Origin of the sequence: Lutimaribacter marinistellae (genome assembly GCF_042648365.1) — a bacterium.
In the GTDB taxonomy this organism is placed as follows: domain Bacteria; phylum Pseudomonadota; class Alphaproteobacteria; order Rhodobacterales; family Rhodobacteraceae; genus Lutimaribacter_A; species Lutimaribacter_A marinistellae.
Map to the genome: position 1 here is coordinate 210,346 of NZ_JBHRXI010000049.1, position 19,862 is coordinate 230,207.

Genomic DNA, 19,862 nt, shown 5'->3' on the forward strand with positions numbered 1-19,862 from the left:
AGGATCCCTTTCGGCGCCCTATTTTTGTCTATCCGACCAGAGCTTTGTTGAGATTTTCGTCGATTTTTTCCAGGAAACCGGTCGTGGTCAGCCAGCCCTGATCAGGCCCAACCAGCAAGGCAAGATCCTTGGTCATGTGGCCGGATTCGACGGTGTCCACCACTACCCGTTCCAAAGTGGCTGCAAATGCGGCAAGAGCGGTGTTTTCGTCAAGTTTCGCGCGGTGTTTCAGCCCGCCGGTCCACGCAAAGATCGAAGCGATCGAGTTTGTCGAGGTTGCCTCGCCCTTTTGGTGCTGGCGGTAATGCCGGGTCACGGTTCCATGGGCCGCCTCGGACTCCACGATCTTACCGTCCGGGGTCATCAGGATAGAAGTCATGAGCCCGAGCGAACCAAATCCCTGTGCGACCGTGTCGGACTGCACGTCGCCGTCGTAGTTCTTGCAGGCCCAGACATAACCGCCTGACCATTTCAGCGAGCTCGCCACCATGTCGTCGATCAGACGGTGTTCGTACCAGATACCCTTGGCCTCAAACGCTTCCTTGAACTCAGCCTCGAAGACCTGCTGGAAGATGTCCTTGAAGCGACCGTCATAGGCCTTGAGGATCGTGTTCTTGGTCGACAGGTAGACCGGCCAGCCGAGGTTCAGCCCGTAATTCAGCGAGGCTCGGGCGAAATCGGTAATCGACTTGTCGAGGTTGTACATGCCCATGACCACGCCGGCTTCGGGTGCGGCGAACACCTCTTTTTCGATCACTTCGCCGTCGGCACCCTCGAATTTCAGGGTGATTTTTCCCGCACCGGGAAAGTGGAAATCCGTTGCCCGATATTGATCGCCGTAGGCGTGGCGGCCGACAACGATTGGCTTTGTCCAGCCGGGTACGAGGCGGGGCACATTCTTGCAGATGATCGGTTGGCGAAAGATCACGCCACCCAGAATGTTTCGGATCGTGCCGTTCGGGCTGCGATACATGCGCTTGAGGCCGAATTCCTCGACGCGGGCCTCATCCGGCGTGATGGTCGCGCATTTGACGGCGACGCCGACCTCGCGCGTCTTTTCGGCAGCATCGACCGTGATCTGATCGTCCGTGCGGTCGCGCTCTTCGATGCCGAGATCGTAATAAAGAAGGTCGATGTCGAGATAGGGCAGGATCAGTTTCTGCTTTATGAAATCCCACATGATGCGGGTCATCTCGTCGCCATCCATCTCGACGATGGGGTTGTCCACCTTGATCTTGGTCATCGGATCGGCCTTTCGCTGATGAACGGTTTATGGACCCGATTTAGCGAAGACACCGATGGATTGGAATACGGCATACAAAGGTATACCAAAAATTCACAAAGGCCTAGGTTGCCGGCTTGCTTTCCTTGCGCTGTGCCATCAGTTCCCGGGCCTTGCCGATGAGGAATCGCCGAGCGGTTCGCTCGGCGAGGCGCACACGTATCTCCGTTAGGTATGCCTCTTCAAGCGACTGGGACGCCGCGGCCAGAACATTTCCGACCTCGACGTACAGGCGATCCTCTCCGGTTTCATCCATGACTTTCATCGTATCCTCCGCCAGTTTCGCGGCGAGGGTCTCGATGGTTCCAGCCATCAGCGCGATGACTCCGTCAGGCGTCGCTTGACGTAATCGCTGACCGAGCCAATCAGGGTTTCCATGTGCTGGTTCTGGAAGAAGTGATCGGCGCCTTCGACCTCTTCGTGGGTAATGGTGATACCTTTTTGTTCCTGCAGTTTGCCGACCAGCGCCTGTGTGTCGGCAGGGGGTGCCACGCGATCCGCCGAACCGTTGATGATCAGGCCAGAGGATGGGCAGGGCGCAAGGAAGGAGAAATCATACATGTTCGCAGGAGGGGAGACCGAGATGAACCCGGTAATCTCAGGGCGGCGCATCAACAACTGCATGCCGATCCAAGCGCCGAAGGAGAAGCCCGCGACCCAGCAATGCTTGGAGTTCGAGTTCATCGATTGCAGGTAATCGAGCGCCGACGCGGCATCAGACAATTCTCCCACGCCTTGATCGTACTCACCCTGGCTGCGGCCCACGCCACGGAAGTTGAAGCGCAGGACGGTGAACCCCATTTGGTAGAATGCGTAATGCAGGTTGTAGACGACCTTGTTGTTCATCGTCCCGCCGAATTGTGGGTGCGGATGCAATACGATCGCGATCGGAGCATCCTTTTCCTTCTGCGGGTGGTAGCGGCCTTCGAGGCGGCCTTCGGGTCCGGGAAATATCACCTCGGGCATGTCGGCGTCTGGTCCTGTTTTTCGTCTTGGGTGCCGGGCGGATATTCTTGACGTTATCCGTAAGGTACCTTAGAACGGTTCTAATCTGATTTCGGCGCTCGGATGGGCAGCACTGTCCGAGCGAGATACGCATTGGCGGTGCCGAGGTCAATGTTCTGGCGCATGTCAAAGAGATGAGGGCTGGCAATGAAGCTGTCGACGAAGGGACGTTACGCGATGGTCGCGTTGGCAGATATTGCGCTTCAGCCTCAGGATACGCTGGTCAGCTTGGGTGAGATTTCGGCGCGGCAGTCGATTTCCCTGCCGTATCTCGAGCAATTGTTCGTCAAGTTGCGGCGGGCAGACCTAGTCGTTTCCGTGCGTGGACCAGGTGGTGGCTATCGCTTGGCGCGACCGGCGACAGAGATCCGCGTGGTCGAAGTGCTGGCCGCGGTCGATGAAACGGTAGATGCCATGCACAAGGGGGCCGGCGCGTCTGGTGGGGCGTCCGGCAGCCGGGCGCAATCGCTGACCAACAGGCTGTGGCAATCGTTGAGTGCACATGTCTACGTTTTCCTTCACCAGGCCCGTCTTTCGGACGTGATCGAAAACGAGCTCGCTCCTTGTCCTGCCGTACCCAACCTGTTCGCAGTGGTGGATGCGGATTGATGGCGCGGTTTATCAGTTGCAGGACAGCGTGATGCAGCGAGTGTACCTCGATCACAATGCGACCACACCGCTACGGGTCGAAGCGCGCGCGGCGATGATTGACGCGATGGATGTGTCGGGCAATCCATCCTCGGTGCATGCAGAAGGGCGCGCTGCCAAGGCGATCGTGGAAAAGGCCCGCGCGCAAATCGCCTCGGCCTTTGGCGCGGACGGGGCCGATGTGATCTTTACCTCGGGCGCGACCGAGGCCGCTGCGTTGGCCTTGGCCGGACGTGGCCTTCATGGCGCTGCGGTTGAGCATGATGCCGTAAGGGCTTGGACTGTCGAGGACTTGCCAGTTGATGCGCAAGGACGGGTTTCGGTCGCTGAACCAGCGAATTCAACCCTGCAACTCGCCAATTCCGAGACGGGAATTGTCCAGGATTTGCCCACGGGTATTGCTATGACCGATGCCACGCAGGCATTCGGCAAACTGCCTGTCGCGTTCAATTGGATGGGGGCTGGTATGGCGCTCGTCTCGGCTCACAAGCTGGGGGGGCCGAAAGGAATTGGCGCGCTTGTCATGCCGCGCGGCACCGACCTTGTCGCTCAGATTCGCGGCGGTGGTCAGGAGATGGGGAGGCGCTCTGGTACCGAAAACCTGGTCGGCATTGCCGGTTTTGGTGCAGCGGCCGAGGCTGCGGCAGGTGATCTGTCCGATGGTATATGGGAACGCGTTGCCGAACTTAGAAATATTCTAGAAAGTGCTCTTGAGGCAGGGGCGCCAGAGACTATTTTTGTCGGGAAAGGCGCCAACCGGCTTCCGAACACCTTGTGTTTCGCGACCCCTGGGTGGAAAGGAGAGACGCAAGTCATGCAGATGGATCTTGCAGGCTTTGCTATTTCCGCTGGTAGTGCCTGTTCGAGTGGCAAGGTGCGAGCCAGCGCGGTTCTTACCGCCATGGGATTTGACGACCGGACAGCCGCGAGCGCAATCCGCGTTTCGCTGGGGCTCGGGACGACCGAAGAAGAAGTGCTGCGTTTCGCGGAAACGTGGCTGACGAAAGAAAAGAGGCACCGCGCGCGCGTCGCGTGACCTGAATGGAGGGTAGTCATGGCCGCATTGGACCAGACCCAGGTGAAAGAAGGCGTCGATCAGGAAACCGTGGATGCGGTCCGCGAGGTCGGCACCTACAAATATGGCTGGGAAACCGAGATCGAGATGGAATACGCCCCGAAAGGGCTGACGCCGGACATCGTGCGGCTGATCTCGCAGAAGAATGACGAGCCTGAGTGGATGACGGATTGGCGGTTGGCGGCCTACGAGCGCTGGCTCCAGAAGGAAGAACCCGATTGGGCGATGGTCGACTATCCCGAGATCGACTTTCAGGATCAGTATTACTATGCCCGGCCCAAATCGATGGAGGTGAAGCCGAAATCGCTCGACGAGGTCGACCCCAAGCTGCTGGCGACCTATGAAAAGCTGGGCATTCCGCTCAAAGAGCAAATGATCCTTGCCGGTGTCGAGGGCGCCGAAGACGCACCTGCCGAAGGCCGCAAGGTCGCGGTGGACGCGGTATTCGATTCCGTTTCGGTCGGTACGACCTTCCAGGCGGAGTTGAAGAAGCATGGCGTTATCTTCTGTTCGATCTCCGAGGCGATCCGCGAACACCCTGAATTGGTAAAGAAATACTTGGGCAGCGTCGTTCCGGTTTCTGATAATTTCTATGCCACTCTGAACAGTGCAGTTTTTTCCGACGGTTCGTTCGTCTACGTGCCTCCGGGCGTGCGCTGTCCGATGGAGTTGTCGACCTATTTCCGCATCAATGCCGAGAACACCGGACAGTTCGAGCGGACGCTGATCATAGCTGACAAGGGATCGTATGTCTCTTATCTTGAAGGTTGCACCGCGCCGCAGCGCGACACCGCGCAACTTCACGCGGCGGTGGTCGAGATCATCGTCGAGGAAGACGCCGAGGTGAAATACTCCACGGTGCAAAACTGGTTCCCCGGCGACGAGAATGGCAAGGGCGGTATCTATAACTTTGTGACCAAGCGCGCGGATTGCCGTGGCGACCGGTCCAAGGTGATGTGGACGCAGGTCGAAACGGGCTCTGCCGTGACATGGAAATATCCGTCCTGCATTTTGCGCGGTGATGACAGCCAGGGCGAATTCTACTCGATCGCAATCACCAACAACATGCAGCAGGCTGACACCGGCACAAAGATGGTTCATCTGGGCAAGCGGACCAAGTCACGTATCGTCTCCAAGGGGATCAGCGCGGGCAAGGCGCAGAACACCTATCGCGGATTGGTGTCGATGCACCCGAAGGCAAAGGAAAGCCGTAATTATACCCAGTGCGACAGTCTGTTGATCGGCGACAAATGCGGGGCGCATACAGTGCCCTACATCGAGGTCCGCAACAACTCGAGTCGTGTCGAACACGAGGCGACGACCTCTAAGGTGGACGACGATCAGCTGTTCTATTGCCGTCAGCGCGGAATGGACGAGGAAGAGGCGGTGGCCTTGGTGGTCAACGGTTTCTGCAAGGACGTTCTGCAGGCATTGCCGATGGAGTTCGCCATGGAAGCGCAGCAGCTTGTCGCCATTTCGCTCGAAGGGTCGGTGGGCTGATCCCGCCCGCACCGAGCTGGACCCGGATATGACGGTCGCCCCATCAAGTATAAAACGCCCGACGCTGACCATGCCGCCAGAAGAGGCGGAAGTTTTGCGCACGGCCTATCGCGAGGCGTCTGTCATTCTGGAATATGGCTCGGGCGGGTCGACGGCACTCGCGGCCGAGTTCGAGGACAAGCATATCACCTCGGTCGAAAGCGACCGCGGATGGGCAAGGATGATGAAACAGTGGTTCGCCGAGAACCCGCCGTCGCAGGACAGCACCGTTGACATCCAGTGGGTGAACATCGGTGAGACCCATGATTGGGGCCATCCGGTCTCGGCGGAACGATGGCGGGATTATGCGAATTATCCGCTGGGCGTCTGGAAGGCTTCGGGCAGGCCGCACCCGGACGTGGTGCTGGTAGACGGACGGTTTCGCGTGGGATGCGCCTTGGCAACCGCGTTTAACATCACGCGCCCGGTAACTCTTCTGTTTGACGACTACACCCGGCGCAAGTGGATGCACGAGGTGGAAAGCTTTATCGGGACGCCGCTGGTCGTGGGGCGCGTCGGGGTCTTCCATGTAGAGCCTACGCCCGTTCCCGGCGACCGTCTGGATCGAGTGATCCATTTCATGACCCTGCCATAGAGTCGAAGATTGGAGACGAGAATGATCGTAACGACTACCCCGGGCGTCGAAGGACGGCGGATCACCGATTACCGCGGCATCGTTGTGGGCGAGGCCATCATGGGCGCCAACGTGGTGCGGGACTTCTTTGCGTCGGTAACGGATGTGATCGGTGGCCGTTCCGGTGCTTACGAGGCAAAGCTGCGCGATGCGCGCGAGATCGCGCTTTCGGAACTGGAAGAGCAAGCGCGCGAAAAGGGCGCCAATGCCGTTGTCGGTGTCGACCTGGATTACGAAGTGGTGGGCGAGTCGATGCTCATGGTCTCGATGAGTGGAACGGCAGTCGTACTGGATTGATGCAGATCGCGCCCGATCATAACGCGCCATTGCGCCTTTTCTGGTGGAAGGGGGTACCGAATTTCGGCGATGCTCTGTCTGCCTTAGTAGTCGAGTCCGTGTCGGGGCGTGAAGTCGTGCATTCGGGGCCGATGAGTTGCGATCTGTTGGCCATCGGTTCGCTGATCCAGGTGATGCGCCGAAAGTACCAAGAGGCACCAAAGGACGGACACCGGCCGGTGATCTGGGGTGCCGGATTGCTCCACTCCGTGCCGCGCGACTTCCTGAAATTTGTCGATGTTGCGCTCGTGCGCGGACCGGTTACCGCTGCCCTCCTGGGGCTTCAGCCCCGTCTCTTTGGCGATCCCGGACTTCTGGCCGACAAAGTCATCGGACCGTTGCCCGAGCGACAGGATCGCGTGGTGCTGGTTCCACATCACTCCATGATTGACGATCCGGCGCTCTCGTTGTTGATACAGTCGGAGCCTGCCATCGAGCTTGTGGACCCGCGCGGCGATGCGTTGGATGTCTGCCGCCGAATTGCCTCGGCCCGGCATGTGATCGCGGCCAGCCTGCACGGGCTGATCGTGGCGGATGCCTGTGGCGTCCCTTCGACATGGCTTGCACCGGGAGAACAGGCCCTTCTCAAGTACCATGATTACGCAGCATCGATCGCGCGTTCGATGGTCAATCCACTTCTGATCGAAGATGTTCCCGACCTGCTGCGCAATTTGCGCGATGGGGACACCATTGCTCATGCCGAAGGCATTGCGCGTGCGCGCGAGGACCTTCTTTCAACATTCCCCGCGCATTTCCGCGCGTTCGACCAAACGCCGCGCGACCGCGCACAGGCCTGAATCCAAAGAGGAAAAAATGCTGGAAATCAAAAACCTGCACGTCAAACTTGAAGAAGAGGACAAGCAAATCCTCAAAGGTGTCGACTTGACCGTCGAGGCTGGCAAGGTGCACGCGATCATGGGGCCGAACGGCTCGGGAAAGTCGACGCTGTCTTATGTGCTTTCCGGACGGGATGGTTACGAGGTGACTGACGGCGCGGCGGAGCTCGACGGACAGGACCTGCTGGAGATGGAACCCGAAGAGCGTGCTGCCGCCGGTATTTTTCTTGCATTCCAATATCCGGTGGAAATCCCCGGTGTGGGCAACATGACTTTCTTGCGCACCGCCGTGAATGCACAGCGCAAGGCGCGCGGCGAGGAAGAGCTGTCCGCCTCCGATTTCCTCAAGCTGGTCCGCGAAAAGGCAAAAGCTCTGAAGATCGATGCAGAGATGCTCAAGCGGCCGGTCAATGTCGGCTTTTCAGGCGGTGAGAAGAAGCGCAACGAAATCCTGCAGATGGCGATGCTTGAACCCAAGATGTGCATTCTGGACGAGACCGACTCCGGTCTTGACGTGGATGCGATGAAGCTGGTGGCCGACGGCGTGAACGCTTTGCGCGATGCTGGTCGCGGGTTTCTGGTGATTACCCATTACCAGCGCCTGCTCGATCACATCAAACCGGACGTTGTGCACATCATGGCAGACGGCCGCATCGTTAAGACCGGTGGGCCCGACCTCGCGCTTGAGGTCGAGCATAACGGGTATGGCGACATTCTGGCAGAGGTGCAGTGATGGCTTTGCCGCAGGTGAAACAGGACGCGACCGAGGCGCGGTTGTCCGCGATGTCACTGCCGCAGGGTGGTTGCCTTGGCCAGGCGCGCGAGGACGCACTGGCGCGGGTGCGCGAGATGGGTTTGCCCTCGCGTCGTGATGAATATTGGAAGTACACGCGTCCCGACACGTTGGTGGCGCCTGAAGCGCCAAGTGCGGCCGTGTTCGAAAACGACGAAAGCCCCATGTTCGGTGCGTTTGACCGGCTGAAGATCGTTTTCGTCGATGGCGTGTTTGATGCCAAAGCCTCTGACGATCTCGATATGGAAGGTGTACGCATCGACCGGATCGAGGATATTTGCTGCAAGGATATCCACTGGGCGCGTGATCTTTACGGGGTTCTGGAGGCGCGTGGGCATAATCCGGTGCAAAGACCTCTCGCCGCTCTCAACACCGCTTTCGCAACGGATGGCGTGGCAATCCACGTGACGGGCAAGGTGAGCAAGCCGATCAGCCTGATCTATATCCACAAGGACGATAAATCGGACGCAACTCTGCACCATGTTGTACGGGTCGAATCCGGTGCCGAGGCGACGATCTTGGAAAATGGACCCGCGGCCTCGCGGTTCAACAAGAGTATCGAAGTGGATATCGCAGACGGGGGTACGCTTCATCACGTCCGGGCCCAAGGTCGCGACCACGAGCGTCGGGCGGTCACGCATATGTTTACCCGTCTCGGCAAGGAGTCGGTCTACAAATCGTTTACTCTGACCGTAAATGGCGTCCTGACCCGAAATGAGCAGGTCGTTGAACTGACCGGGGATGACGCGATTGCCCATGTCGCGGGCGCTTGCGTTGGTGACGGCGATTTCCATCACGACGATACCGTCTTTATCACGCATGACGCTGTGAATTGCGAAAGCCGCCAGGTTTTCAAAAAGGTCCTGCGTAATGGGGCCACCGGAGTGTTCCAAGGCAAGATCCTTGTGAAAGAAGGTGCGCAAAAGACGGACGGCTACCAGATCAGCCAGTCCCTGTTGCTCGATGAGGACAGTCAGTTCCTTGCCAAGCCTGAGCTGGAAATCTATGCCGATGACGTCGCGTGTTCGCACGGCTCGACCTCGGGTGCGATCGATGAAACGGCGCTTTTCTACCTACGTTCGCGTGGCGTGCCAGAGAAGAAGGCGACCGACATGCTGACCCTCGCCTTCCTTGCCGAAGCTGTGCAGGAAATCGAAGATCAGGCGATCGCCGAAGACATCGTCACACGTCTGCAAGGCTGGCTGGACCGGCGGGGCTGATGGCGGTCACCCAGGACATTGTCGCTACCTATCGTGGACCTGCAGCGGTTATCCGACGCTTGTTGTCGGCAGGACAGCGAGAAGACCGCGCGTTGGCGATCCTGATGGCGGCCTGCGCATTGGTATTCATTTCGCAGATGCCGCGCCTGTCGCGAGAGGCTCACCTGTCGGGGCAGGAACTCAATATGCTTTTGGGAGGGACGCTTCTGGCGTGGCTGATCATCGCACCGCTTATCCTGTACGGTGTAGCGGCACTCAGCCATCTGGTCGCCCGCATCGCCGGGGGCCGAGGAAGCTGGTACGGAGCACGCCTCGCCCTGTTCTGGGCGCTGCTGGCTTCGGCTCCGCTTCTTTTGCTCCACGGGCTGCTCGCCGGTTTCGTTGGCCCGGGACCCGCGCTTTCCGGGGTTGGCATTTTGTGGCTCGTGGTGTTTGGCTGGTTCTGGTTTTCAGGATTGAGGCAAGCAGAAAGGCCCGCCGAATGAATTTCGCCTTTTGGCGCACGCTTGCGGTTACCACGGTGACCGATCCGGCCTCGGCTGCGCGGCAGATAATGGCCATGGAGTTCCCGCGCGAGGTGTTGTGGTTAGCCTTGGCGCTGGCCGTTGTGTTGAACACCACGATACAGGCGGCAATCAACGTGGTTTTTCCACCGGTCGATGGAATGTTGCCCGGCGTGGGAACAGGGTTGGGGGCATACGCCGCCATAGTGGGTGGTGGTCTGATATTGACGATCATCTCGCTGCACCGCGTTGGGCGCTGGATGGGCGGGCAGGGTACCTTCAATGAAGTGATGGCCCTAATGGTCTGGATGCAGTTCTTGCGCGTTGTCGTGCAGGCCGCCAGCTTCGTTCTTTTGCTTACTGTGCCAATCCTGTCGGCACTGCTTGCCTTGGCGGCCGCTCTGCTGGGGCTCTACATTTTCCTGCACTTCATCGACCAGGCACATCGGCTTGGGTCGATCTGGCGCGCTGCGGGGGTCTTGATCGTCTCGGTCTTCGCCATAGCCTTTGTGCTATTCGTTCTTTTGTCGCTCGCCGGCGCACCGATCACGGGATCTGCTGCTTATGTATGACGTCACGAAAATCCGGGCCGACTTCCCGATCCTTTCTCGAGAAGTGAACGGCAAGCCGCTGACATATCTCGACAATGGCGCGTCGGCACAAAAGCCGCAGGTCGTCATTGATGCGGTGACCCGCGCCTATGCCGAAGAGTATTCGAATGTTCACCGTGGCCTGCATTACTTGTCGAACCTCGCGACCGAAAAGTACGAATCCGTACGCGGCACAGTCGCCACGTTCCTGAACGCAGGATCGGAGGACGAGATTGTTCTGAACTCGGGCACGACCGAGGGTATCAACCTGGTCGCCTATGGCTGGGCGATGCCGCACTTGCAGGCGGGCGACGAGATTGTCCTGAGCGTCATGGAACACCACGCGAATATCGTTCCGTGGCACTTTCTTCGCGAACGGCAGGGCGTGAATCTGAAATGGGTCGACGTGGACGCGACAGGAGCACTCGACCCACAAGCCGTAATCGACGCCATCGGACCCAAAACCAAGTTGGTGGCGATAACGCATTGTTCGAACGTTCTCGGCACCGTGGTTGATGTAAAGGCGATTTGCGAGGGTGCACGCACCAAGGGCGTGCCGGTTCTGGTCGATGGTTCGCAGGCCGCCGTGCATGGGGCGGTTGACCTGTCCGAGATCGGCTGCGACTTCTACGCCATCACCGGCCACAAACTTTACGGTCCCTCAGGGTCCGGGGCGATCTACATCCGCAAGGAGCGAATGGCCGAGATGCGCCCTTTCATCGGCGGTGGAGATATGATCCGCGAGGTGCACAAGGACGAAGTGATCTACAACGATCCACCCATGAAGTTCGAGGCCGGTACCCCCGGGATCGTTCAAACAATCGGTCTGGGCGTGGCGCTGGATTACATGATGGATCTGGGTATGGAGAACATCGCCGCACATGAAGCGGGGCTTCGCGACTATGCAATGGAGCGTTTTGCCGGGCTCAACTGGCTGCAAGTGCAAGGCACCCAACCCGACAAGGCCGCTATATTCTCCTTCACGCTGGATGGCGCCGCGCATGCACACGACATTTCCACCATCCTCGACAAGAAGGGAGTCGCGGTTCGGGCAGGCCATCACTGCGCGGGTCCGTTGATGGATCACTTGGGTGTTACTGCAACCTGTCGTGCGAGCTTTGGTCTTTACAATACGCGGGACGAAGTTGACGTGCTGATCGACGCACTTGAGCTTGCGCATGATCTGTTCGCGTGATGTTTTTGCGGTTGCACCGGTCGCCAAAGACCGGTAGCAAAACCGGACGCACCTGTAGCTCAGCTGGATAGAGCGCTGCCCTCCGAAGGCAGAGGCCAGAGGTTCGAATCCTCTCAGGTGCGCCAGAAAATCAGAATCTGGTCGCTGAGGGTCGGTTTTCCCGTCGCATCACTTTGCTAGGCAGCATCGCCGCTATTTTTAATCCTGCAAACCTAAAACATGGTGCTCGAGATTACGGGTCAACGCGTGGCAATTTCCGTCACGATCGCCTCTAAGCAAATTCGTTAAGGAGCTCGGCGGATTGATATTCGTGGGCTTCCATATCAGCATAAGAGTATTCCCAGACTTGCTAACCTGAAATGATTTCAAATCGGGTTACGTCCACCATTCCGCGATCGGTGATCTTCAATGCTGGAATGACTGGAAGCGCGAGGAAAGCTAGCTGAAGGAATGGTTCTTCGAGCGTGACGCCAAGGGATCGGGCTGCGTCGCGCAGCGTTTTCAACCTATCGCGGACCTCTTCGAATGGTGCAAGTGACATGAGACCGGCCACGGGCAGAGCGAGCTCGGCGATGACCTCACCATCACGGGATACGACGAACCCACCGTCGATTTCGGATAGCCGGTTGGCGGCCAACGCCATGTCGGCATAATCGATGCCGACACAGGCGATATTGTGATGGTCGTGGCAGACCGTGGACGCGATGGCTCCACCGCCGATCCCGAAGCCGCGCACGAAACCCGTCGCGATGTTTCCGTTCTTGCCATGGCGTTCGATCACCGCGATACGGGCCAGATCACGTTCGGGATCTGGCCTCTTGTCGCCATCCAAAACTTCGATGTCTTCTCGCAGATGCTCCGTTATGATTTTACCTTCGACGATTCCGATCACGTCGGTTTCCGGTCGGTTGGCGCGGGCACGAAAATTCTCTGATCGCAGGTGAGGAGCCTTGACGGAATGTAATCCAACAGGTGGAACGAACTGCCGCGCATCGAAGGCGGCGTGATCCACGCGGCGGCCCGCGCACCAGACAGCTTGGGCATCACAGGCTTGCAAGGAACCTATCGCGACGATGTCGGCGCGTTTGCCCGGCGCAATCTGTCCACGATCCTTGAGGCCGAATGCTTCGGCCGCAGAGAGCGACGCGGCGCGATAAGCAGCGAGCGGAGAGCACCCCTTGGCAATCAGCATCGAGATCATGTAATCGAGATGTCCGTACTCATCGATATCGAGCGGATTTCGGTCGTCCGTACATAGGCACATATAGGCCGATGTCACATCGCTCAGAACCGGGGCGAGGGCGTCCAGATCCTTGGAAACTGATCCCTCGCGAATAAGTACGCGCATGCCTTTCTGCAGTTTTTCAATTGCTTCCTCAGCGGTTGTCGCCTCATGCTCTGTGCGGACTCCTGCAGCGACATATGCGTTCAGGTCACGGCCAGACAATTGCGGGCAATGACCATCAATGTGACCGCCCTGAAACAGAGAGAGTTTTTCGAGGCAAGCGGGATCGCGGTTAATCACACCGGGATAATTCATGAATTCGGCCAACCCGATTCCAGAGGCATGGCCCATGAGAGATGTCAGATCTCCGGCGGTGATTTCGGCCCCTGCGGTTTCCATATGGGTCGAAGGCACACAGGAAGACAGTTGCACCCGGATATCCATCAGCGTGTGCCGACTTGCCTCTTGGAAATAGCGAATGCCGTCCACGCCGATTACGTTTGCAATTTCATGTGGGTCGCAGATGGCGGTTGTGATGCCGCGCGGCGTTACGCATCGATCGAATTCAAACGGTGTCACCAGAGAGCTTTCGATATGCAGATGCGTATCGATGAAACCCGGTACAAGGATTAGACCGCTGACGTCTTCGATCTGTACCGCTTCGTATTCTGCGCCAATTCCTACGATCAAGCCGTCGTAGATCGCAACGTCTCCATCGATCCGGGCGCCGGTGACAACATCAAAGACGGTTCCGCCGCGCAGGACAAGGTCCGCCGGCTGATCGCCGCGCCCCGCCGAGATCCGGTCAGCCAGTTCCGCCATGGCACGTCCTCCGCCAGTGTTGTTCTTGGGTGTGACGCGACTGTCACCGATCCTTGCGGCAACGTCCAGATGATCATGTGGCAGTGAGAAACGAAAAACCCCCGGGCAGTGGGAACTGCGCGAGGGTCTTTCGATAGGTGAACCGTGAGTGCGTCTTCAGTCCAGGATCAGCCGCCCCAAGAGCGTACTGCGCCACAATCCATGTGAACGAAGTTAGACCGCGAGTAGCGTCCGACCCCGCCGGCACGGCATGACATGGCAGCCTTGGCTACTTGGCTGACCGAGCGCGAAGATACGCGAACGTCGGCTGCTTGGCCTTTGAGATGCAGAGAGTTTTTTGCTACGCCACGTGAACGCGAACGAAGCATCGCGTTGGTCTTGGGGCTTCTGTAGCCGGAAAGCAGCATGTAGGGCTCGTTCACGTCGAGCAGGCCATGTGCCGCTGTCAGGATGTCGATTGTGCGGAGATCAATGGCCTTCACGTCATCGGTGCGCCAGTCGCGCATGAAATTGTTGATCTCGGTCACAGCGTCCTTGATGTAGTCGCCGTCGATCCAGTAGATCATATCGATCCGTTCGCCGGTCCGTCCCGAATACATCTTGAGGCGCCGAATGTCGCCGCCTCCGCGAAGGAACCCGGCTGCGTTCGAGTATGTTGGCGCCGCTGCCACAGCGGTTGCCGCGAAGGCACCAAGGAGTGCCCGGCGGGTGATACCCGCAGATTTCAACTGTTCCATAGAGTTCGTAGTCCCGTACGTATTCCTGCCATGGCACGATGTTACGTGCCCTTTATTAACATCCATCCCCAGATGCAGACGGTATGGCATAGCGGGTTTTGCGAACCAAGCTTTAGTTCCTAGGGTATTTGTCTAGGGGGAAATTTCGGCGAAAACTTGCGCAAATGCCAAAAAGCTGCGCAGGAACCCGCAAGCAGTTTGTTTGCTCTTCAGTCGATTTTGAACGGGCGATGCAGCGCGGCATCAGGTTGCGCGTTTCTGGCCTTCTCATGACAATGTGAATGGACCCGGCTGAAACCTCGAATGATGATCGTGAGTTAGGTTAAATGCATCCGCCCAACACGTTCCAAGGTTTGTTCATGAAGCTCTTTCTCAAGCGGGCCAACGCCCTCGCCCTGTCATCCTGCCTCTTGGCTCTTTCGCTAGGCGTCGCTGGCGCCCCGGCCTCGGCACAGGTGACTGCCTTCAAGCAAGCCGTGGCAGAATCGGCTTCCGTCGACGATGCGATTGCCACTTTCTACCGTCAGACAGGCTATGCGCCGTTGTGGACCGGTGAGGACGACGTGCATCGCGCAAGGCGCGCTGCATTGTTCGAGGCGTTGGAAACGGCAGGACTTCAGGGCCTTCCGGCGGGGCGCTACCCGGTGGATCGCCTACTTGCGGAAATGCGCGATGCGCGCACGGTGCGCGACCTGGGCCTTGTCGAAGCCATGCTCAGCCGCGCCTTCGTTGAATATGCAACTGATTTGCGCTCGGGTGTATTGGTACCTGCAAGGGTAGACGGCGGCCTCAAGCGCGAGGTCGATCGTCCAGATGCCGCGCGTCTGCTTGCCGAATTCTCAAAGGCCGAGCCCATACAGTATTTGCGCGCGCTGGCTCCGGCTTCTATGCAATATCGCGCGTTGTTGAAGGAAAAGATGCGGCTTGAAGGCCAGATCGCACAAGGCGGTTGGGGCGCGCGGGTCCCGGTGGAGAAATTGGAGCCGGGTAACTCGGGGCCTGCCGTGGTTGCATTGCGCGATCGCCTCATCGCGATGGGGTTTCTTCCACGCAGCTCGGTTGCACGCTACGATGATGACTTGCGCCGCGCGGTGCTTTCATTCCAAGCAGCAAACGGTCTGGAAACCGACGGCGTGGCTGGACCGTCAACGATAACGGCCGTCAATATTGGCCCGGAAGAGCGGCTGAAGTCGGTTCTGGTCGCGCTCGAACGTGAACGCTGGCTGCCGCGCGAACGCGGAGAGCGGCATATCCTTGTCAACCAGACCGATTTCTCAGCACGAATCGTCGATCATGGGCAAGTCACCTTTCAGACCCGTGCGGTGATCGGCAAGAACACCGAGGACCGCCGCAGCCCCGAGTTCTCGGACGTTATGGAGCATATGGTTATCAACCCGAGCTGGTATGTACCGCGTTCGATCGTCACCAAGGAATACCTTCCCAAATTGCGCCGCAATCCACGCGCGGTGGGACATCTCGAAATCACGGACAGTCGTGGGCGTCGCGTCAGCCGTAACCACAACTTCTCGCGTTATTCGGCCCGCAGTTTCCCTTTCGCGATGCGCCAGCCTCCGGGAAAGAACAACGCGCTTGGCCTCGTGAAATTCATGTTCCCGAACCAGTACAACATTTACCTCCATGATACGCCGCAGAAGCATCTGTTTGCTCACGACGTCCGCGCTTATTCGCATGGCTGCATTCGCTTGGCGGAGCCTTTCGAATTCGCCTATGCGCTTCTTGCCCGGCAGGAAGAGGACCCAAAAGCGTTTTTTCACCGGGTGTTGGATAGCGGTCGTGAAACACGGGTCAATCTCGAGCAACCGGTTCCGGTACACCTGATTTATCGCACTGCCTGGATTGGTGAGCGGGGGCAGGCCGAGTATCGCCGCGACGTATACGAGCGTGACGCCAAAATCTGGGAGGCGCTGAGCGCCGCGGGGGTGACTCTTCCAGCGGTTCGGATGTAAGGACCGGGGCAAGCAACCCCTTAGCGGAGGGCCCCATGCAAATCACGATCCAGGAATTGGCCCACGCGATAGATGCCGAGGCCGCAGGTGACCTTGCGCTGACTATCTCGGGCGCGGCGGAGCCGGCAGATGCGAGCCCTTCCGAAATAGCCTTGGCCATGTCGCCCAAATATGCGGATGCCCTTGGTCGGGGTCAGGCGCGTGCCGCGATCCTTTGGCCCGGCGCGGAATGGCAAGAGCTAGGCCTTGACGCAGTAATCTTTGCGCCTCGTCCGCGCATGGCCATGGCTGGTTTGACGGCGCTCATGGATCGCGGTCAGGGCGTAGAGCCTGGTATCCATCCGTCTGCCGTTGTCGATCCAACCGCCGTCATCGACGAAGGGTGTGCTATCGGCCCGCTCGCCGTGATCGGTGCGCGAGCCCGGATCGGGGCAGGGGCTGTCATCGGTCCGCATGTGACGATCGGGATGGATGCGGAACTGGGAGAGGGTGCCGTACTCCGCGAGATGGTCAGCATCGGGGCACGTGTTCGCGTCGGCAAACGGTTCGTGGCCCAGCCTGGCGCGCGGATCGGCGCCGACGGGTTCAGTTTTGTCACGCCCGAGGTTTCAGGCGTCGAGAATGTACGAAAGACCATGGGCGACCAGGCGGATGCAAGGGCTCAAAGCTGGCTGCGAATCCATTCCATAGGCGCGGTTGAAATCGGTGACGATGTCGAGGTTGGTGCAAACTCGACTATCGACAATGGCACGATCCGCAACACCGTCATCGGCGATGGCTGTAAGCTCGACAACCTGGTTCACATTGGCCACAACGTACGCGCCGGGCGCGATTGCCTGTTCTGTGGTTTATGCGGCGTCTCCGGGTCTGTCGAGATTGGCAACAACGTGGTTCTCGGCGGGCAGGTGGGCGTAGTCGACAACATATTCATTGGTGATGGCGTGATCGCGGCTGGCGGCACCAAGATCCTGTCGAACGTCCCCAAGGGGAGGGTTGTGATGGGGTATCCGGCCGTGAAAATGGAAAACCACACAGAGATCTACAAGGCACAGCGCCGCCTGCCGCGTCTTGCTCGTGACATAGAAGCGCTCAAAAAGGCAGTTTTCAAATCCGGGTCGAGCGATTAAATCACCGACAGATCAGGAAGTGGGAATAACAAATGAGCATCAGCGATCGCGTCATCGCAATCATTGCGGAGCAGGCCGTCCTTGAACCGACGGACGTAACGCGCGAAAGCACGCTTGAGGATTTGGGCATCGATAGCCTTGGGTTGGTGGAGAGCATCTTTGCCATCGAAGAGGAGTTCGACATTTCCATTCCCTTCAATGCCAATGAGCCGACAGCCAGCGATTTTGATATCTCGACCGTGGGCGCGATTATCGATGGAATCGAACGGCTTGTCTCGGAACAGCAGGGCTGATCCAGGCAGATGAAAAGGGTCGTCATCACTGGAGCGGGAACGATCAACGCTCTTGGTCACTCAGTTCCCGACACACTTGAAGCGATGCGTGAAGGGCGTTGCGGAATTGCCGAGCTGGATTTCCGAGATGTCGACCGCCTCGCCATCAGGATTGGCGGGCAGGTCCGAGGGTTCGAGGCCGAAGGCCGCTTCAACCGGCAGCAGATGACTCTCTATGATCGATTTACCCAGTTCACGCTTACAGCGGCCAAAGAAGCGATCGAGCAATCGGGCATCGAGTTTCACGGTGATACGGCAGCGCGATCAGGTGTCGTGCTGGGAACAGCGGGCGGTGGTGTATCGACATGGGACGACAATTACCGTGCTGTTTACGAGGAAGGTAAGAACCGCGTTCATCCCTTCGTCGTTCCCAAACTGATGAACAACGCGGCCGCGAGCCACGTGTCGATGGAATACAACCTCAAGGGTCCGAGCTTTACCGTCTCTACCGCCTGCGCATCGTCAAATCATGCAATGGCCCTGGCGTTTCAAATGGTGCGCTCGGGCGCGGCCCCGGCAATGCTGACGGGCGGGTCGGAATCGATGCTGTGCTTTGGCGGGGTCAAAGCGTGGGAAGGTCTGCGCGTGATGTCCAAGGACGCATGCCGACCCTTCAGTGCAAATCGCAACGGCATGGTTCAGGGCGAAGGCGCCGGTGTTTTCGTCTTTGAAGAATACGAGCACGCCAAGGCGCGTGGGGCGGACATCCTGTGCGAGGTCGTGGGATATGCGATGTCCTCGGACGCGGCCGATATCGTCATGCCCTCAAAGCAGGGTGCGTCGCGGGCCATGGCCGGGGCATTGGCCGATGGCGGTATCGACGCGGGGAAGGTCGGCTATATCAATGCCCACGGCACGGGTACGGCGGCCAATGACAAAACCGAATGCGCCGCCGTTGCGGATGTATTCGGCCCTCACGCAGACAATCTTCTGATCTCGTCCACAAAATCCATGCATGGCCACTTGATAGGTGGAACCGGAGCGGTCGAACTTCTGGCCTGCATAATGGCTGTACGCGATGGTGTTGTCGCGCCTACCATTGGTTATGAAGAAACCGATCCTGAATGTGCACTGGATGTCGTGCCGAACGAGGCACGTGAAGTACCGGTTGAGTACGCACTGTCCAATGCATTTGCATTTGGCGGATTGAACGCTGTTCTTGCGGTCAAACGCATCTGATAGATACAGACGAAACCGGCCGCCCTTTTCCGAGGCGGCCGTACTGCGTGTGATAAATTTTGCTTAGTTTGCAACAACATCCACGACGTCGTAGCCTGCGGTGAAACCTGTCAGGGACAGTGTCATGGTAACTTTCTGATCCGGCGCCGGTGCCGGCACGAGGGTCAAGGTCGCCTCGGCACCGCGCTTCATGGCGTTGATGTCGGCCTCGGTCAGGCCGATCTGCGCGACGCAGCCGATCGGGTTGCAGAACGAGTAATTGTACCGCTTGCCCGGGCCACCATCGATCGACATCGTCAACTGCGCGGGGAGCAGGGTTTCGAGTGGAACGATGATCGTAGCGCCAGCCACAGCTACCTGACCCTCTTCGAGCCGGAACAGGGACATTTCGGCCATCGGGTTGCCATTGCTGTCTGCCATGATCTGGAGAAGCGAGCAGGGGTCTTGTTCTGCCTCGGTCTTGATACAGGCTAGATCCCAGTCGCCGAATTTCTCTTTCGAGTAGCGTTCGCCAAGTTGCGGACCTTCAGGCGTGCCGAGGTCCAAAAGCTCGTCCGCCGTTTTTGCAGGGGCTTGCTCGGTAGTGCTTTCCTGCGTCTGGCTCTCTTCGGTCTGTGCCTGCTCGGTGTTTGTGGTCTCTTGCGCCAGCAATGGCTGGGTCGCGGCCAGAAGCGCGATAGTGCAGAGAGGGGTCAGGGTCTTGAACATTGATGCCTCTTCGATCCCGTGTGAATTCGCAATTGCTCTAGCACGCAGCGCACGCCCTGTCAGGGTCATTTGCCGGACAGCGGCAAAAAGTGACCGAACCTCGGGTGAC

At 58.6% G+C, this 19,862-nt stretch carries 21 protein-coding genes and 1 tRNA gene; 16 read left to right on the top strand and 6 right to left on the bottom strand.

Going from position 1 to position 19,862, the window contains the following annotated elements; genetic code table 11:
* Positions 1–28: 28 nt before the first annotated feature.
* From ACFORG_RS22330 to ACFORG_RS22340, 3 genes are all read right to left on the bottom strand, one after another.
* Positions 29–1,243 (bottom strand): NADP-dependent isocitrate dehydrogenase, encoded by a 1,215-nt coding sequence (locus ACFORG_RS22330; protein ID WP_386737802.1) that lies wholly within the window; start codon positions 1,241–1,243, stop codon positions 29–31.
* A 103-nt stretch (positions 1,244–1,346) separates the two neighbouring features.
* Positions 1,347–1,595, bottom strand: coding sequence for a hypothetical protein (locus ACFORG_RS22335; RefSeq protein WP_386737803.1), 249 nt, complete (start codon positions 1,593–1,595; stop codon positions 1,347–1,349).
* On the bottom strand, positions 1,595–2,248 hold the full coding sequence (locus tag ACFORG_RS22340; RefSeq protein ID WP_386737804.1) for an alpha/beta hydrolase: 654 nt from the start codon (positions 2,246–2,248) through the stop codon (positions 1,595–1,597). The genes ACFORG_RS22335 and ACFORG_RS22340 overlap by 1 nt, the downstream gene beginning before the upstream one ends.
* Before the next feature lie 186 nt (positions 2,249–2,434).
* Between ACFORG_RS22340 and ACFORG_RS22345 the strand changes: the two genes are divergently transcribed.
* The 12 genes from ACFORG_RS22345 to ACFORG_RS22400 all read left to right on the top strand — a co-directional run bounded on the left by ACFORG_RS22345 (position 2,435) and on the right by ACFORG_RS22400 (position 11,781).
* Positions 2,435–2,896, top strand: a complete 462-nt coding sequence (locus ACFORG_RS22345) for a Fe-S cluster assembly transcriptional regulator IscR (protein WP_386737805.1) — start codon at positions 2,435–2,437, stop codon at positions 2,894–2,896.
* A gap of 31 nt (positions 2,897–2,927) precedes the next feature.
* Positions 2,928–3,971, top strand: coding sequence for a cysteine desulfurase family protein (locus tag ACFORG_RS22350; protein ID WP_386737806.1), 1,044 nt, complete (start codon positions 2,928–2,930; stop codon positions 3,969–3,971).
* Positions 3,972–3,989: 18 nt separating this feature from the next.
* A complete protein-coding gene (gene sufB / locus ACFORG_RS22355; RefSeq protein WP_386737807.1) occupies positions 3,990–5,510 on the top strand; it encodes a Fe-S cluster assembly protein SufB in 1,521 nt (506 codons plus the stop codon).
* Positions 5,511–5,538: 28 nt separating this feature from the next.
* Positions 5,539–6,144: a hypothetical protein gene (locus ACFORG_RS22360; protein ID WP_386737808.1), complete on the top strand. Its 606-nt coding sequence runs from the start codon at positions 5,539–5,541 to the stop codon at positions 6,142–6,144.
* A 21-nt stretch (positions 6,145–6,165) separates the two neighbouring features.
* A complete protein-coding gene (locus ACFORG_RS22365) occupies positions 6,166–6,480 on the top strand; it encodes a heavy metal-binding domain-containing protein (RefSeq protein ID WP_386737809.1) in 315 nt (104 codons plus the stop codon).
* A complete protein-coding gene (locus ACFORG_RS22370; protein WP_386737810.1) occupies positions 6,480–7,316 on the top strand; it encodes a polysaccharide pyruvyl transferase family protein in 837 nt (278 codons plus the stop codon). The genes ACFORG_RS22365 and ACFORG_RS22370 overlap by 1 nt, the downstream gene beginning before the upstream one ends.
* A gap of 16 nt (positions 7,317–7,332) precedes the next feature.
* Complete coding sequence (gene sufC / locus ACFORG_RS22375) at positions 7,333–8,088, top strand: Fe-S cluster assembly ATPase SufC (RefSeq protein ID WP_386737811.1); 756 nt, start codon at positions 7,333–7,335, stop codon at positions 8,086–8,088.
* Positions 8,088–9,368: a Fe-S cluster assembly protein SufD gene (sufD, locus tag ACFORG_RS22380; protein WP_386737812.1), complete on the top strand. Its 1,281-nt coding sequence runs from the start codon at positions 8,088–8,090 to the stop codon at positions 9,366–9,368. The genes sufC and sufD overlap by 1 nt, the downstream gene beginning before the upstream one ends.
* Positions 9,368–9,853 (top strand): YIP1 family protein, encoded by a 486-nt coding sequence (locus ACFORG_RS22385; RefSeq protein ID WP_386737813.1) that lies wholly within the window; start codon positions 9,368–9,370, stop codon positions 9,851–9,853. Before sufD ends, ACFORG_RS22385 begins: the two co-directional genes overlap by 1 nt.
* Positions 9,850–10,443: a Yip1 family protein gene (locus ACFORG_RS22390; protein WP_386737814.1), complete on the top strand. Its 594-nt coding sequence runs from the start codon at positions 9,850–9,852 to the stop codon at positions 10,441–10,443. The genes ACFORG_RS22385 and ACFORG_RS22390 overlap by 4 nt, the downstream gene beginning before the upstream one ends.
* The gene (locus tag ACFORG_RS22395; RefSeq protein WP_386737815.1) at positions 10,436–11,656 is read left to right on the top strand and encodes a cysteine desulfurase; all 1,221 of its coding nucleotides are present in this window, start codon (positions 10,436–10,438) and stop codon (positions 11,654–11,656) included. The genes ACFORG_RS22390 and ACFORG_RS22395 overlap by 8 nt, the downstream gene beginning before the upstream one ends.
* 48 nt (positions 11,657–11,704) lie before the next feature.
* Positions 11,705–11,781, top strand: a tRNA-Arg gene (locus tag ACFORG_RS22400).
* 224 nt (positions 11,782–12,005) lie between these two features.
* Here ACFORG_RS22400 and ade read toward each other — a convergent pair.
* Both ade and ACFORG_RS22410 read right to left on the bottom strand, forming a co-directional pair.
* On the bottom strand, positions 12,006–13,703 hold the full coding sequence (ade, locus tag ACFORG_RS22405; RefSeq protein WP_386737816.1) for an adenine deaminase: 1,698 nt from the start codon (positions 13,701–13,703) through the stop codon (positions 12,006–12,008).
* 167 nt (positions 13,704–13,870) lie between these two features.
* A complete protein-coding gene (locus tag ACFORG_RS22410; RefSeq protein WP_386737817.1) occupies positions 13,871–14,440 on the bottom strand; it encodes a YcbK family protein in 570 nt (189 codons plus the stop codon).
* A gap of 359 nt (positions 14,441–14,799) precedes the next feature.
* On the opposite strand from ACFORG_RS22410, the gene ACFORG_RS22415 reads away from it, so the two are divergent.
* The 4 genes from ACFORG_RS22415 to ACFORG_RS22430 are packed head-to-tail and all read left to right on the top strand — an operon-like array spanning position 14,800 to position 19,045.
* Positions 14,800–16,407 carry a L,D-transpeptidase family protein gene (locus tag ACFORG_RS22415; protein WP_386737818.1) on the top strand — a complete coding sequence of 536 codons (1,608 nt, stop codon included), beginning with the start codon at positions 14,800–14,802 and terminating at the stop codon, positions 16,405–16,407.
* A 35-nt stretch (positions 16,408–16,442) separates the two neighbouring features.
* Positions 16,443–17,534, top strand: coding sequence for a UDP-3-O-(3-hydroxymyristoyl)glucosamine N-acyltransferase (gene lpxD, locus ACFORG_RS22420; RefSeq protein ID WP_386737819.1), 1,092 nt, complete (start codon positions 16,443–16,445; stop codon positions 17,532–17,534).
* A gap of 32 nt (positions 17,535–17,566) precedes the next feature.
* Positions 17,567–17,827 (top strand): acyl carrier protein, encoded by a 261-nt coding sequence (locus tag ACFORG_RS22425; RefSeq protein ID WP_386737820.1) that lies wholly within the window; start codon positions 17,567–17,569, stop codon positions 17,825–17,827.
* Between the two features lie 9 nt (positions 17,828–17,836).
* On the top strand, positions 17,837–19,045 hold the full coding sequence (locus tag ACFORG_RS22430; protein WP_386737821.1) for a beta-ketoacyl-[acyl-carrier-protein] synthase family protein: 1,209 nt from the start codon (positions 17,837–17,839) through the stop codon (positions 19,043–19,045).
* Positions 19,046–19,108: 63 nt separating this feature from the next.
* Here the strand turns inward: ACFORG_RS22430 and ACFORG_RS22435 are convergent, their stop codons facing one another.
* Positions 19,109–19,753: an invasion associated locus B family protein gene (locus ACFORG_RS22435; protein ID WP_386737822.1), complete on the bottom strand. Its 645-nt coding sequence runs from the start codon at positions 19,751–19,753 to the stop codon at positions 19,109–19,111.
* Between the last annotated feature and the right edge of the window lie 109 nt (positions 19,754–19,862).